11 protein-coding genes are annotated in these 14,000 nt (G+C 71.5%); all 11 read left to right on the top strand.

Features of this window, described 5'->3' with window-relative positions:
* The coding region (locus tag ACFWJ4_RS23805) for a Dps family protein (RefSeq protein WP_380546792.1) at positions 1-447 on the top strand (447 nt) is incomplete at its 5' end.
* The gene (locus ACFWJ4_RS23800; protein WP_380546790.1) at positions 447-1,193 is read left to right on the top strand and encodes an acetate uptake transporter family protein; all 747 of its coding nucleotides are present in this window, start codon (positions 447-449) and stop codon (positions 1,191-1,193) included. The genes ACFWJ4_RS23805 and ACFWJ4_RS23800, both read left to right, overlap by 1 nt.
* A 61-nt stretch (positions 1,194-1,254) precedes the next feature.
* Positions 1,255-1,980, top strand: a complete 726-nt coding sequence (locus ACFWJ4_RS23795) for an alpha/beta fold hydrolase (protein ID WP_380546788.1) — start codon at positions 1,255-1,257, stop codon at positions 1,978-1,980.
* A 162-nt stretch (positions 1,981-2,142) separates the two neighbouring features.
* A complete protein-coding gene (locus ACFWJ4_RS23790) occupies positions 2,143-3,471 on the top strand; it encodes an ABC transporter substrate-binding protein (protein WP_380546786.1) in 1,329 nt (442 codons plus the stop codon).
* Positions 3,471-4,436, top strand: a complete 966-nt coding sequence (locus tag ACFWJ4_RS23785) for a carbohydrate ABC transporter permease (protein WP_380546784.1) — start codon at positions 3,471-3,473, stop codon at positions 4,434-4,436. The genes ACFWJ4_RS23790 and ACFWJ4_RS23785 overlap by 1 nt, the downstream gene beginning before the upstream one ends.
* 23 nt (positions 4,437-4,459) lie before the next feature.
* Positions 4,460-5,347, top strand: coding sequence for a carbohydrate ABC transporter permease (locus tag ACFWJ4_RS23780; protein ID WP_380546782.1), 888 nt, complete (start codon positions 4,460-4,462; stop codon positions 5,345-5,347).
* Between the two features lie 11 nt (positions 5,348-5,358).
* The gene (locus ACFWJ4_RS23775; protein ID WP_380546780.1) at positions 5,359-8,157 is read left to right on the top strand and encodes an ATP-binding protein; all 2,799 of its coding nucleotides are present in this window, start codon (positions 5,359-5,361) and stop codon (positions 8,155-8,157) included.
* 65 nt (positions 8,158-8,222) lie between these two features.
* On the top strand, positions 8,223-9,059 hold the full coding sequence (locus ACFWJ4_RS23770) for an alpha/beta fold hydrolase (RefSeq protein WP_380546778.1): 837 nt from the start codon (positions 8,223-8,225) through the stop codon (positions 9,057-9,059).
* Positions 9,060-9,211: 152 nt separating this feature from the next.
* Complete coding sequence (locus ACFWJ4_RS23765; RefSeq protein ID WP_380546776.1) at positions 9,212-10,309, top strand: LLM class flavin-dependent oxidoreductase; 1,098 nt, start codon at positions 9,212-9,214, stop codon at positions 10,307-10,309.
* Positions 10,306-10,920 carry an FMN reductase gene (locus ACFWJ4_RS23760; RefSeq protein WP_380546774.1) on the top strand — a complete coding sequence of 205 codons (615 nt, stop codon included), beginning with the start codon at positions 10,306-10,308 and terminating at the stop codon, positions 10,918-10,920. The genes ACFWJ4_RS23765 and ACFWJ4_RS23760 overlap by 4 nt, the downstream gene beginning before the upstream one ends.
* 110 nt (positions 10,921-11,030) lie before the next feature.
* Positions 11,031-13,880: an ATP-binding protein gene (locus ACFWJ4_RS23755; RefSeq protein WP_380546772.1), complete on the top strand. Its 2,850-nt coding sequence runs from the start codon at positions 11,031-11,033 to the stop codon at positions 13,878-13,880.
* The last annotated feature ends 120 nt before the right edge of the window (positions 13,881-14,000 follow it).

Genomic DNA, 14,000 nt, shown 5'->3' with positions numbered 1-14,000 from the left:
CAGCGGCTGAACCGCGTACTCGCCGACACACAGATCCTGTACTCCCTCTACAAGAAGCACCACTGGCTCATGCGCGGGGCGACCTTCTACCCGCTCCACCTCATGCTGGACAAGCACGCGGAGGCCCAACTGGCCATCGTGGACGCACTGGCCGAGCGGATCCAGAGCCTCGGCGGTGTCGCGGTCGCAGACCCGCGCCACGTCGCGGAACTGACGGCCATTCCCCGGCCGCCGAACGGTGTGGAGAAGGTCCCCGCCATGCTGTCGAGGCTCCTCGACGCGCACGAGCGGATCCTGATCGACGCGAGGGACGCCGCCGCCCGGATCTCGGCCGAGGGCGACGAGGGCAGCACCGACCTGCTCGTCTCCGAGGTCATCCGCACCGGCGAGACGCAGGTGTGGTTCCTGGCCGAGCACCTCGTGGACACCCCTCTGGTGCGCGGCTGATGGAGGACACGTACGACGTCGTCGTGGTCGGCGGCGCCGACGGCGGACAGGCCGGCCGGCCTGACGCTCCCCCGGGACGCCGCTTCGAACCCGACCTCCGGTCGATGACCCGGATCAACCTCCGCCCCATCGCCTCCCCCATGCCGCTGGGCTTCTTCACGGTGGCGATCGCCTCCGTGATGACGGGGTGCATGCAGCTCGGGCTCTTCGACACAGAGGCCCGCGGCGCCGTCGCCCTGTGCGTGCTGCCGGCCTTCGCGCTGCAGTTCCTGGTGAGCATCCTGGCGTTCGGCGCCCGGGACGTGATCGCGGCGACGCTGATGGGCGTCTTCGCCGGCAGTTGGCTGGCCTACGCGCTCGTCATGTTCAGCGGCTCGGCCGACGGTCTGCGCGTGCTGGGCGTCTTCAACCTCGCACTCCTGTGTTTCGGGGCGCTGATGACCGCCGTGACACGGCCCAAGCGCGCGCTGTGGCTCGTCGTGCTGGTCTCCCTGCCCCGCTGGGCGACCACCGGTCTGTCAGGTCTCACCGGCGCCGAATGGCTCACCCGCACGTCGGGTGCCCTCGGCCTCGTGGTGGCGATCGTCGCGATGTACACCGCCTTCGCCCTGATGCTGGAGGACATGCGCAGTGAGGAGGTCCTGCCCATCGGCCGCAGCGGGCCGGCCCACACCGCTGTCGAGGGCGACCTCGCGGTCCAGCTCCGCAACCTGGAACGCCAGGCCGGCGTGCGACGAACGCTCTGACCGTCCCGCGCTCATGAACACCGCAACCGCACCGTCACAACGACTGAACAGGAGTTCCCCCATGTCCCGATCCGCCGAACCCACCGTCGTGCTGGTCCACGGCGCCTTCGCCGACGCCTCCAGTTACGCCCGCGTCATACCGGAGCTGACTGCCGCAGGCCTGAAGGCAGTGGCTCCCGCGGTGCCCAACCGCAGCCTGGTGGAAGACGCCGCGTACATCGCCTCGGTGATTCGTGCCGTCGACGGCCCCGTGGTCCTGGTCGGCCACTCCTACGGAGGCGCCGTCATCACCCTGGCCGGCGTGGAGGAGAACGTCCAGGCACTCGTCTACCTGGCGGGATACGCGCTGGAGGAGGGCGAGAGCCTGGGCGAGCTGCAGGGGCGCTTCCCCGACTCCGGCCTCGCCGACGCGCTCGTCTTCACGCCGTTCCCCGCGATCGGATCCGCCGAGGCCGGCACCGACGTCTCGGTGGATGTCGAGCGGTTCCCCGCTCTCTTCGCCGCCGACGTCGACCCCGGGCTCGCCGCGGTGCTCGCCGTCTCCCAGCGCCCCCTGGCCGCGCGGGCCTTCTCGGAGGCGGCCCCGGTCGCGGCCTGGAAGAGCAAGCCGTCGTGGGGCCTGGTCGCCACCTCCGACCGGACCATCAACCCCGACGTGGAGCGCTACGGCTACGAGCGGGCCGGCATGACCACCGTCGAGGTCGACTCCTCGCACCTGGTCATGCTCGCCCGGCCCGAAGCAGTGGCCGCGCTGATCCAGGACGCGGCCCGGTCCGTCACCCGCTGACCCGCCCGCGCCGCCGGTGCCCGTGCCGAGCCCTCCCTCCGGTGTGGGCTCGGACGGGCACACAAGCCTGTGACCTCGAACGATTGGTTGATTATGTTCGAACGCTGGTAGCTTCGGTCCGCCCCCGAGAACACTCGGCGGGCGAACGGAGGAAGCACACCCATGAGGTTCGGCGCGAGGCTCGCGCTCGCCGTTATCGCCATCGTCGTCACGGCCGCCGCATGCGTCGCCCCTCCCAGCGCTTCCTCGTCCGGCGAGGCCGGGGACTGCGGGCCGTACACGCGGTACGGCAAACACCCCGCGACCCACGTCACCGTCTACGCGCCCAGTCGGGACCGGGAAGCAGACCTGTTCGAAGAGACCTGGGCCGGCTTCGCCGCATGCACGGGGATCGACGTCCAGTACGAGGGAAACGGGGAGTTCGAGACCCAGATCCAACTCCGGGTCGAGGGCGGCCACGCCCCCGACATGGCGTTCTTCGCCCAGCCCGGGCTCCTGGAACGTTTCGCGCGCGGGGGAAAGCTCGAACCCGCGAGCGCGGAGCTCGTCTCCCTGGCCGAACAGGGCTGGTCGGCGGACTGGAACAGCTACGCGACCGTGAACGGCACCCTCTACGGCACTCCGTTGGTCGCGAACGTGAAGTCCTTCGTCTGGTACTCGCCGAAGCTCTTCCGCGACAGGGGGCTGACCGTCCCCCGCACCTGGGCCGAACTGATGGACGTGACGGAGAAGGTCGCCGCATCGGGGGTCAATCCGTGGTGTGCGGGCCTCGAATCCGGCGAGGCCACCGGATGGCCCGTGACGGACTGGATCGAGGACGTCCTGCTCCGCCAGCAGGGGCCGGATGTCTACGACCAGTGGGTCTCCCACCGGATCCCGTTCAACGACCCGCGAGTGATCCGGGCCATGGACACGGTGGGATCCATCCTCAAGAACGACCGCTATGCCAACGGCGGCTACGGACCGGCCCGCTCGATGGCCTCGATCTCCTACCAGGACGGCGGCACGCCGATCCTCTCCGGCGACTGCGCGATGCATCGCCAGGCGTCGTTCTACGCCGAGCACTGGCCGAAGGGCACCCGGATCGGACCGGACGGGGACGTTTTCGCCTTCCTCCTTCCGGGGGTGGACACAGCCAGCAAGCCCGTCCTGGGCGGAGGGACGTTCGCCGCGGCATTCTCCGACCGCCCCGAGGTGCGAGCCTTCCGGGAATACCTGGCGAGCGCCGACTTCGCCGAAGCGCGGATGAAGAAGGGCCCCTTCGTCTCCGCGAACAAGGGAGTGGATCCGGCCGACGCTGCCGGCCCGATCGACAAGCTCTCGATCCAGCTGCTCCAGGATCCCCGGACACAGTTCAGGTTCGACGGTTCCGACCAGATGCCCGCGGCAGTCGGTGCGGGCACGTTCTGGAAGGGAGCCGTCGACTGGATCAGCGGCAAGGACACCGAATCGGTGGCGGCGGCCATCGAACGGTCCTGGCCGAGCCACTGATGTCGTTCGACGTCGTCGCTCAGCAACCCAAGCTGGCCCACCTTCTCCAGGGCGTCGTCGCGTTCTCGGCCGTGGTCGGCCTGATCCTCCTGGCACTTCACCGAGGGCCGGTACGGCGGCGGGGCGCGGCCTTCCTGCTGCTGGCCCCCGCCCTGCTGCTGCTCACCGTCGGCCTCCTGCTTCCCGGCCTGCACACCCTCGGCCTGTCGTTCATGGGAGACGAAGGGGACACCTGGGTCGGAGTCGACAACTACGTGTGGATGTTCACCGACCCCGAGGCGCTGATCGCGCTCCGCAACACCCTGGCGTGGGTGGTGCTCGTGCCCTCGCTGGTGACGGGGATCGGTCTCCTCTACGCCGCGGCCGTCGTACGTGCGCGGTTCCGAGTGCTCGCCCTGTCCCTCGTCCTGCTGCCGATGGCGATCTCGTTCGTCGGCGCCGGCCTGGTCTGGAAGTTCGTCTACGCCTACCGGCCGGCTGGCGCGGAGCAGATCGGGCTGCTGAACGAACTCGTCGTGGCGTTCGGCGGCGAGCCGAGACAGTGGCTCGTGGACTCCCCCTGGAACATCCTGTTCCTCATCGTGGCGATGGTGTGGAGCCAGGCGGGCTTCGCGGCCTTCCTGCTGGCGGGCGCGATCGCGGCGGTTCCCGGCGAGATCATCGAGGCGGCCCGGCTGGACGGCGCGTCACCGCGGCAGATCTTCCGGCACATCACCGTGCCGTCGATCAGACCCACGCTGCTGGTCGTCGTCCTCACCGAGGTGATCGGCACCTTCAAGGCGTTCGACATCGTCAAGACCATGACCGCCGGGCAGTTCGACACCGGTGTCATCGCCCACGAGATGTACGACCAGTCCTTCCGCTACGGCCGGAGCGGCCACGGCGCGGCCCTCGCGGTGCTGCTCTTCCTCCTCGTCACCCCTGTCGTGGCCTACAAGGTCCGTGCGCAGCGGAGCGCGGCGTGAGCGGGGAGGGCGGGAAGCGTGGCGTGAGCGGTGCCCGGGAGCGTCTGTCCTCCCGCGTGTTCTCGCTGGCCGCCGTGGTGGTCGCGATCCTGTGGACCGTGCCGACGCTCGGTCTGTTTCTCTCCTCGTTCCGTCCCGAAGCCGCGATCAAGACGACCGGCTGGTGGACCGTGTTCGGCTCGCCCCACCTCACGCTCGCCAACTACCGTGAGGTGCTGTTCGGCACCGGGAACGCGTCGGGCCGGCTCGCCGACCACCTCGTCAACTCGATCGTCATCACATTGCCCTCGGTGCTGTTCCCGCTCGTCCTGGCGTTCCTCGCCGCGTACGCCCTGGCGTGGATCGACTTCAGGGGGCGCGACGTGCTTGTCGTCGGCATTTTCGCGCTCCAGATCGTGCCCCTCCAGATGGTGCTCGTCCCGTTGCTGCGGCTCTTCTCCCGTGGATGGCTGTTCCTGCCCGCCTGGAACGCCACCGGAGCAGCTCGGTTCAGCCAGGTGTGGTTCGCCCACACGGTCTTCGCGTTGCCGTTCGCGGTGTTCCTCCTCCACAACTTCCTGGCCGGACTGCCCCGTGACCTGATCGAAGCGGCCCGGGTCGACGGCGCGTCACACGCGACGCTGCTGCTCCGGATCGTCCTGCCGCTGGCCCGCCCGGTCCTGGTGACGTTCGCGGTCATCCAGTTCATCTGGGTGTGGAACGACCTGCTGGTGGCGATCACGTTGTCGGGCGGGACCGCCGAGACCGCTCCGGTGACAGTCGGACTGGCGACCATGGCCGGGACGCGCGGCAACGAGTGGCAGCGGCTCACCGCGGGGGCGTTCGTGTCGGCGTTCGTCCCGCTGCTGGTGTTCCTCCTCTTCCGGCGGCACGTCGCCCGAGGTCTGCTCGCGGGGTCCGTCAAGGGATGACACCGCAGGAGATGAGCACGGGCGCCCGGCTGAGCCGGCCGGGTCTGCGCGGCCGGGAAGCCGAGCTGGAACAGCTGCGGGCCATGGTCGAGGCGGTGCGCGACGGCGACGGCAGTGGGATCGCCCTGCTCCTCGGCGAGCCGGGAATCGGGAAGACCGCCCTGCTGGAGGAGACCGTCTCGATCGCACGCGCCAGCGGGTTCGCCGTCAGCCGGGGGCGCGCCGAGGAGCTGCACGAGCTGGCACCGCTGGCGTCGCTGGCCTCGGGCCTGCTGCACGGCGACCCGCCGCTGCTGGCCCCGGAGGACTTCGCGCACCTGGCGGGCCACCACGACCAGCGCGTCTGGCTGGTGGAGCGGCTGGCCCGGCTGATCGAGGAGCGCTCGACGGGCGCGCCCACACTGATCGCGATCGACGACGTCCAGTGGACCGATCCGCTGAGCCGGTTCGCACTGAACGTCATGCCGGCACGACTGCTGGCCTCCCCGGTTCTCTGGCTGCTCGCGGGGAGGGAGAACCCGGACCTGCGCGGGGGCGCCACCCGGACGGCGACGCTCGCGCTGCGGCCGCTGTCCGGCGCGGCGCTCGCCGAGTTGGCGCGGGACGTACTCGGCGGGACGGTACCGGATCGCGTCACCGGGTTGCTCGACACCGCCGGCGGTAACCCCTTCCTCGCGACGGAGGTGCTGGAAGGCATCGCGGCGTCGGGTGCGGACGGGGCCGAGCCGCCGGAGCGGCTGGTGCTCGGGGTCCGCCGCAAGCTGTCCGCGCTCCGACCGGGCACCCTCGCATTCCTGCGGATCGGCTCGGTCCTGGGCCGCGCCTTCCACCTCGCCGACGCCGCGGCCCTGTACGGCAAGCCGGCCTCGGGCCTCATCGGCGAACTGCACGAGGCGATCGGCGCCGGACTCATCGAGGACGACGGCGAACGCCTCGTGTTCCGCCATGACCTGCTCCGGCAGGCGGTCTACGCCGACCTCGCGCCCTCCGCGCGGCGGGCACTGCACCGGGAGGCGGCGAGTCGGCTCGTCGCGGCGGGCCGCACCTCGGCCGACGCGGTCCCGCACCTGCTCAAGAGCGCCGAACCGGGTGACCGGGAGGCGATCCGGCTGCTCGGCCGTGCCGCCTCGGACGTGCTCACCGTCATGCCCGACCTCGCCGCCGATCTGTCCGTACGTGCCATGGAACTGGTGGCGCCCCACGATCCCGCGGAGTTCGACGTGGGTGAACGGGCCATCACCGCCCTCACCCGTGCGGGCCGGTACACCCGGGCACGGGAGACCGGCGACGTCCTCCTGGCCCGGCAGCCCCCGTTGGACGTCTTTGCCCGTCTGCAGTCGGTCCTCGGGGACACGCTGTGGCACCTCGACGACATCCATGAGCTGACCCGCCGCTCGACGGCCGCCCTGGGCGTCGTCACCGACCCGGCGGTCCGCGCCCGGCTGACCGCGCGACTCGCGCTCGCCCAGTCCCGCGGCCGCGACCTCGGCAGCGCTCGCGGGACCGCGGAACGGGCGTTCGCCGAGGCGGAGCGTGCGCAGGACCGGGAGGCCCGCGTCGTCGCGCTGTGGGGCCTGGGCGAGATCGCCCTCAACGCGGGCGAGTGTGCGTCCGCCGTCGACCATCACACGGCGCTCAGCGCGTTCGACGCGGCGTTCCTGCCCGAGGAGGTCGTCGCCCGTGTCCACCTGGACGACTTCGACACGGCCCGGCACCTGCTGCGGACGGCGGGCGACGACCCGCTGCGACCCGCGATGCTGATGTGGGCGCAGGGAAGCCTGAATCTGGGGCTCGGGCGGCTCGACGACGCGGAGGCCGACCTCGTCACCACCGAGCGGCTGGAAGCGGACATCCACGTGCCCGCGAACCTGGTCAACATCCGCGTCCACCGGGGCTGGCTGGCGCTGCTGCGTGGCGATCGCGAAGCCGCAGAGGAACACATCGAGGTCGTCAGGGCGGCGGTGGCCGGCCGGCCGAACCCGGGGAACCACGCCGCCCACCAGTACCTGGAGGCCCTCCTCGCCGACAACGACGGCGATCACGTGGCGGCGGCCGAACGGCTTCGATCCGCCCAGCGGGACCACCCTTTCGTCCGCTGGAGGCTCCTGCGCACCCGGTTCGTCGAGGCCGTGCAGATCGCCCTGCGTGCCGGAGACCGGGCCCTGGCCGTGGACCTCGCGGCCCAGGCGGCCGACTACGCCTCCCACAACCCCGCCGTGCCGACGGCACAGGGGACGGCCACTCACACGGCGGCGCTGGTGAACGCCGACCCCGGCCTTCTGGAACGGTCCGTCCGGATCCTTCTCAACGGGCCCCGGCCGCTGCACCTCGCGGCGGCCTGCGCCGACCTCGGCCGCGCGCTGTCGGCCGTAGGAGACGCCGCCGCGATACCCGCCCTGACGAGGGCGTACGAGGCGTACGCCCACGCTGGGGCCGGGTCCGAGGCCGACAGGGTCCGGGCGGAACTGGACCGGGCCGTGACGGGCTCCGGTCGACGCCCGGCCCGCCCTCGCCCCAGCCAGGGGTGGGACGCGCTCACCGCTTCGGAACGCAAGGTCGCCCGGCTCATCGCCGCAGGACACACCAACCGGTCGGCCGCTACCGCCCTGGTCGTGTCTCCGCACACGGTCAACACGCATCTGACGTCGATCTTCCGCAAGCTCTCGGTGAACTCACGGGTCCACTTGACCCGGCTGGTACTGGCGCAGGCCGAAGTCGACGCGGCCGGCCCGTCCGCGTCCGCGCACTCTGCGCCCGCAGGCAAGGCCCGGTGCGTCGCACGACAATCGGCGGCGCCTCCCCCGCCATAGCGTGACGGCATTCCGCGCCGCGACGACGCGCGGACCAGCCGAACCGGAGCGAGGAACACACAGCCATGCCGTACATCACCGTTGGCCAGGAGAACACCACCGCCGTCGAGGTCTACTACGAGGACCACGGCACCGGCCAGCCGGTCGTGCTCATCCACGGCTTCCCCCTCGACGGCCACTCCTGGGAGCGCCAGAGCGCCGCGCTCCTCGACGCCGGCTACCGCGTCATCACCTACGACCGCCGCGGCTTCGGCCGGTCCTCCCAGCCGACGACCGGCTACGACTACGACACCTTCGCGGCCGACCTGAACACCGTGATGGAGACCCTCGACCTGAACGACGCCGTCCTCGTGGGCTTCTCCATGGGCACCGGCGAGGTCGCCCGCTACGTCTCCGCGTACGGCTCCGCCCGCGTCGCCAAGGTCGCCTTCCTCGCCTCGCTGGAGCCCTGCCTGCTGAAGAGCGACGACAACCCGGACGGTGTCGCCCCGAAGGAGTTCTTCGACGGCATCGTCGCCGCGGTGAAGGCCGACCGCTACGCCTACTACACCGCCTTCTTCAACGACTTCTACAACCTCGACGAGAACCTGGGCACCCGCATCAGCGAGGAGGCCGTCCGCAACAGCTGGAACACCGCGGCCGGCGGCGGCTCCTTCGCGGCCTCGGCGGCGCCGTCGACCTGGTACACCGACTTCCGCGCCGACATCCCGGCCGTCGACGTCCCCGCCCTGATCCTCCACGGCACGGCCGACCGCATCCTCCCGGCCGAAAACACCGCGCGTCCCTTCCACAAGGCGCTCCCGTCCGCCGACTACGTCGAGATCGACGGCGCCCCGCACGGCCTGCTGTGGACCCATGCGGAGGAGGTCAACAACGCGCTCCTCGCGTTCCTGGCGAAGTGAGGCCGCTCCCGCCCGCTCACCCGCAGTGAGCCCCCGCCCGCGGCAGCCGGACGTCCGGCTGCGGGGGGCGCCGGCGCCGGACGATCAGGAGTCCTCCGGCTACGAGGCCCGCGATCACCGCATCCAGACAGGTTCAGGAGAGCAGAAGCATCATGCAGTTCGGCATCTTCACCGTCGGGGACGTGACACCCGACCCCACCGACGGCCGTGTCCCGACGGAACACGAGCGCATCAAGGCGATGGTCGCCATCGCCCTCAAGGCCGAGGAGGTCGGCCTGGACGTCTTCGCGACCGGAGAGCACCACAACCCCCCGTTCGTCCCGTCGTCCCCGACCACCCTGCTCGGACACATCGCCGCCCGCACCGAGAAGCTGGTCCTGTCCACCGCCACGACTCTGATCACCACCAACGACCCGGTGAAGATCGCGGAGGACTACGCGATGCTCCAGCACCTGGCCGACGGCCGGGTCGACCTCATGCTGGGGCGCGGCAACACCGGACCGGTGTACCCCTGGTTCGGACAGGACATCCGCCAGGGCATCGACCTCGCCAGGGAGAACTACGCGCTGCTGCGCCGGTTGTGGCGTGAGGACGTCGTGGACTGGGAGGGCCGTTTCCGCACGCCCCTGCAGGCCTTCACATCGACACCCCGACCGCTGGACGGCGTGCCGCCGTTCGTCTGGCACGGATCCATCAGGTCACCCGAGATCGCCGAACAGGCCGCGTTCTACGGCGACGGCTTCTTCCACAACAACATCTTCTGGCCCGCCGATCACACCAGGCGCATGGTGCAGCTGTACCGGCGCCGGTACGCCCACCACGGCCACGGCCGCCCGGAGGACGCCATCGTGGGGCTCGGAGGCCAGGTCTTCATGCGCAAGAACTCGCAGGACGCGATACGGGAGTTCCGTCCGTACTTCGACAACGCGCCAGTCTACGGGCACGGTCCGTCGCTGGAGGAGTTCACCGAGCAGACCCCGCTGACCGTGGGCTCTCCCCAGCAGGTCATCGAACGGACCCTGTCCTTCCGGGAGAGCGTGGGCGACTACCAGCGCCAGCTCTTCCTGATGGATCACGCGGGTCTGCCCCTCAAGACCGTCCTGGAGCAGCTCGACATCCTCGGCGAGGAGGTCGTGCCCGTGCTGCGCAGGGAGTTCGCGATCGGACGCCCGGACGACGTGCCGGACGCCCCCACCCACGCGGCGCGGGTCACGGCCGCCGCGACCGCGCAGGAGGTGAGCGCCGCGTGAAACTGGTCGCCGTTTCCGCGGGGTTGAGCACCCCTTCCTCCACCCGCCTGCTCGCTGACCGGCTGGCCGATTCGGTCCGCGACGAACTCGCCGTCCGGGGCCGCGCCGTGTCGGCCGAGGTCGTCGAACTTCGCGAACTGGCCGGCGACGTCGCCAACCATCTCGTGACCGGCTTTCCGGCACCACGCCTGGCCGCCGCGATCGACGCGGTGACCGGAGCCGACGGCCTGATCGTCGTCACCCCCGTGTTCACGGCCTCCTACAGCGGCCTGTTCAAGTCCTTCTTCGACGTTATCGCCCCGGACGCCCTCGCGGGCAAACCGGTCCTGGTCGCGGCCACCGGTGGTACGGCTCGCCACTCCCTCGTGCTGGAGCACGCCATGCGACCGCTCTTCGCGTACCTGCGCGCCACTGTTGTCCCCACCGCGGTGTACGCGGCGTCCGCGGACTGGGGATCCGGAGGAGACGAGTACGCCGACGGCCTGCCCGGCCGCATCCGCCGGGCGGGCGGCGAGCTGGCCGCGCTCATGGCCGACCGCCCGGCCCGAGCCGAACCCGAGGACGACGTCACCGCCCTCGAACGGCAGCTCGCCGACCTGCGCTTCGACTGAAGCCGGTCGCTCCGAGGTGCCGCCTGCCCGGGCGAAGCCGCCGTGCCGCATACTGATCCGCCGTACCGCCCGTTGGACGAGCCCCGTCCCGTGCGGCCCCGGCCGGCGGAGTGAGTGTGAACCGATTGACGACATGGCCCTTCCCCGAGGACGTCGAGGGTGGGGGGACACCGGTCCGCGGCAGGGCTGAGGAACTGGCGTTCGTCGAGGCGCGACTCGACGCCCTAGCCCGGGGGGCAGGCGGGATCGTCCTCGTCGAAGGCCCTGCGGGCATCGGCAGGTCGCGGATGCTCGCGGAGGCGTCGGCGTCCGCGAAACGGCGCGGGATGAGGGTGTTCCAGGGCGGAGCCGACCCCGACGAACAGTTCGTGCCGCTCGGCCCGTTGCTGGACGGCCTGTTCGCGGGGGAGGAACCGCTCGCGGGTGCCGACCGGCTACGGGACCTCGCCGCGACGCCAGGCCAGCGGTTCTGGCTGCTCCAGGAACTGGGGGACCGCCTGCGGGAGGCCACTCGGAGCGGGCCGCTGCTCATCGTCCTCGACGACCTCCAGTGGTGCGACGAACTGACGCTCCTCACCTTCCACACCCTGGCGGCCGCACTCGCGCCGCACCCGATCCTGTGGCTGGTCGCCGTGCGCCACGGGAGCGTGCCTTCCCGGGTCCGCACGACACTGGACAGGATTCGGCAGACCGGGGCGCACGAGTTGCTCCTGGGGCCGCTCGGTGACCCGGCGGTCGCCCGGATCGCGGAGGACGTCCTGGGCGCGATTCCCGACCCGGGCGTCCTCCGTGTCGCGCGCCGCGCCGAGGGTGTACCGCAGTTGCTCGAGGACCTGCTCGACGCGGTACGGGACGAGGGGCTGGTGACGATCGAGAACGGCACAGCACAGCTCACGGCCGGATCCCTCTCCCTCACGCAACTGCCGTCCGTCGCGGGCCGGCTGGCCCGGCTTCCCACCGCGGCCCGCGAACTCGTCGAAACGGCGGCCGTGGTGGGAGGCCCCGTCCCCGTGGAGCTGCTGGCCGGGCTGCTCGGCAGACGACCTGCGACGCTGATCGCCACGATCCAGGAATCCCTCGACTCCGGTCTGCTCGTCGAAAGGGACGACCGTCTGGAGTTCCGCCACGAGCTGATCCGTGAGGCTGTGGAAGCCGGACTCCCTCCCGCCCTGCGCCGAACCCTGCGGAACCATGCCGCCGAGCTGCCGCCGGCGCGCGCGGCGTCCCCGATCGAGCCGTGCACGCCGCCGGCCGTGGGCGTGCGGCTCGGCGACCGGACGGCCGTCGAACGGCTGCGTGCCGCCGCGGCCGATATCGCGGCCACCGCGCCCGGAGCGGCGGCGGAGCTCAGCCTCAGAGCCCTGGAACTCACCCTGGAGGACCCGGCGGAACGGCCGAAGGTCATCGCCGAGGCGCTCCCGCTGCTCTGGCAGATGGGGCAGCCGGCCCAGGCACACGACCTGGGGGCGTCGGCCCTGGCCGCCGGTGATCTCAGGCCCGACGACGAGGCGCGGATACGCCTCGCCATGGCGCGCCTCGCCAGTCACTTCGATTTCGCCGAGGCCGTCCGCCAGGCCCGTGCGGGGGCGGCACTGCCCGGAATCCCGGCCGCACTGCGGGCCCGGCTGCTCGCCCTGTTGTGCCTGGGCCTGTCGCTGGCGGGTGACCCCGAGGGCGCGGAGCAGACCGCTGCCGAGGCGCGGGAGGCCACCGATGCGGCCCGGGACGGCATCGCCCAGGCCACCATGATGGTGGTCGACTCGGCCCTGTGCTTCTACCGGATGAACTGGAACGAGGCGCTCCACCGGGCGAGCCGAGCCGCAACCCTGGCGGCCGGACTGGGCATCGCCCCTTCGGTCTGGATCCCGGAGGCGCTGTGGCAGTGCTTGCTGCTGACCGTGGCCGGCCGCACCGCGGAGGCGCTCGCGCTCGCCGAGGCCGGGGTCCACGACACCCGCCACCAGGGCCAGGCGGCGGCCGCACGCCTGTGGCTCATGCACCGCGCCCGGGCGCTCCTGGACGCCGGACGGCTGGCGGAAGCCCGGGCCGAGGCGGAAGCCGCCGCCGACATGAGGGGTGCGTTCGACAGCGGAGACCTCGCTGAACTCATGCTCCTGTACACGCTGACGCGAGTGGCGATCCACACCGACGACCGCGAAGCCGCCCAGCGGTGCGCGGCGCAGGCGCGGCGCGTACGGGGTACGGCCGCACCGCTCGCCCGTAGCGTCGGCGCCTGGATGCTGGTACTGCTGGCGGACTCCGACGGCCGGCCCGACCGCGCCCTGGCGGAACTCGACGAGGTGCTGGCGGCGCTCGCCGAGGAACGGCCGGCCCTGGTGAGCCCGGTCGACCCGATGGACACTCCCGCCCTCGTCCGCATCGCCCTGCGCGCCGGCGCATCCGAGCGGGCCGCCCCGGCCGTCGAGGTGGCCGAGCGGCGAGCCGCGCGCAACCCGGACTTCACGATCCTCGCCGCCAGTGCCGCGCACGCCCGCGGGCTGCTCGACAACGATCTGGCGCACCTCCTGCACGCCGTCCGGCTGTACGAGGAGTGCTCACGCCCGATCGCCCGGGCGTCGGCACTGGAGGACGTCGGACGCAAGCTCGCGACCACCCGCAGGCCCGAGGCGGTGCCGTACCTGGACAAGGCGCTCGTCCTCTACACCCAGGCGGGTGCCGAGCGGCACGTCGCGCGGGTCCGTCGACGCCTGCGGGCCGCCGGTGTGCGCCGACGCCCCTCATCGGCCGGATCGGCCACGGAATGGCCCGAGCTGACAGCGTCCGAGCTCCGGGTGGCACGGCTCGTGGCCCAGGGGCTGACGAACCCGCAGGTGGCCGAACAGCTCTCCCTGTCGCCCCACACGGTGGGTTCGCACCTGCGCCGCGCCTACACCAAACTCGACATCGCCTCCCGCGCGGAGCTGGCCCGACTGGTGGAGAGACGCGACAACGGAGAGTGATCGCTTCGTACCCCCTGCCGACGTCGTACCTATGGACCCTTCATGCGATGTGCGGACATCGCCGTCTCCTCAAAATGATCAACAGCTGCGGAAAGGAAGCGTTCCGCAGGGAACAGTTGG

Source organism: Kitasatospora sp. NPDC127067 (assembly GCF_042724755.1).
In the GTDB taxonomy this organism is placed as follows: Bacteria; Actinomycetota; Actinomycetes; order Streptomycetales; family Streptomycetaceae; genus Kitasatospora; species Kitasatospora lactacystinica.
Note: the sequence above shows the minus strand (reverse complement) of the source record. Positions and strands in the feature narration are given on the sequence as shown.

Excerpts from the sequence above, each read along its gene's own strand:
- ACFWJ4_RS23775 (WP_380546780.1), top strand. The coding sequence starts at position 5,359 with ATGAGCACGGGCGCCCGGCTGAGCCGGCCGGGTCTGCGCGGCCGGGAA.
- ACFWJ4_RS23770 (WP_380546778.1), top strand. The coding sequence starts at position 8,223 with ATGCCGTACATCACCGTTGGCCAGGAGAACACCACCGCCGTCGAGGTC.
- ACFWJ4_RS23765 (WP_380546776.1), top strand. The coding sequence starts at position 9,212 with ATGCAGTTCGGCATCTTCACCGTCGGGGACGTGACACCCGACCCCACC.
- ACFWJ4_RS23785 (WP_380546784.1), top strand. The coding sequence starts at position 3,471 with ATGTCGTTCGACGTCGTCGCTCAGCAACCCAAGCTGGCCCACCTTCTC.
- ACFWJ4_RS23800 (WP_380546790.1), top strand. The coding sequence starts at position 447 with ATGGAGGACACGTACGACGTCGTCGTGGTCGGCGGCGCCGACGGCGGA.
- ACFWJ4_RS23790 (WP_380546786.1), top strand. The coding sequence starts at position 2,143 with ATGAGGTTCGGCGCGAGGCTCGCGCTCGCCGTTATCGCCATCGTCGTC.
- ACFWJ4_RS23795 (WP_380546788.1), top strand. The coding sequence starts at position 1,255 with ATGTCCCGATCCGCCGAACCCACCGTCGTGCTGGTCCACGGCGCCTTC.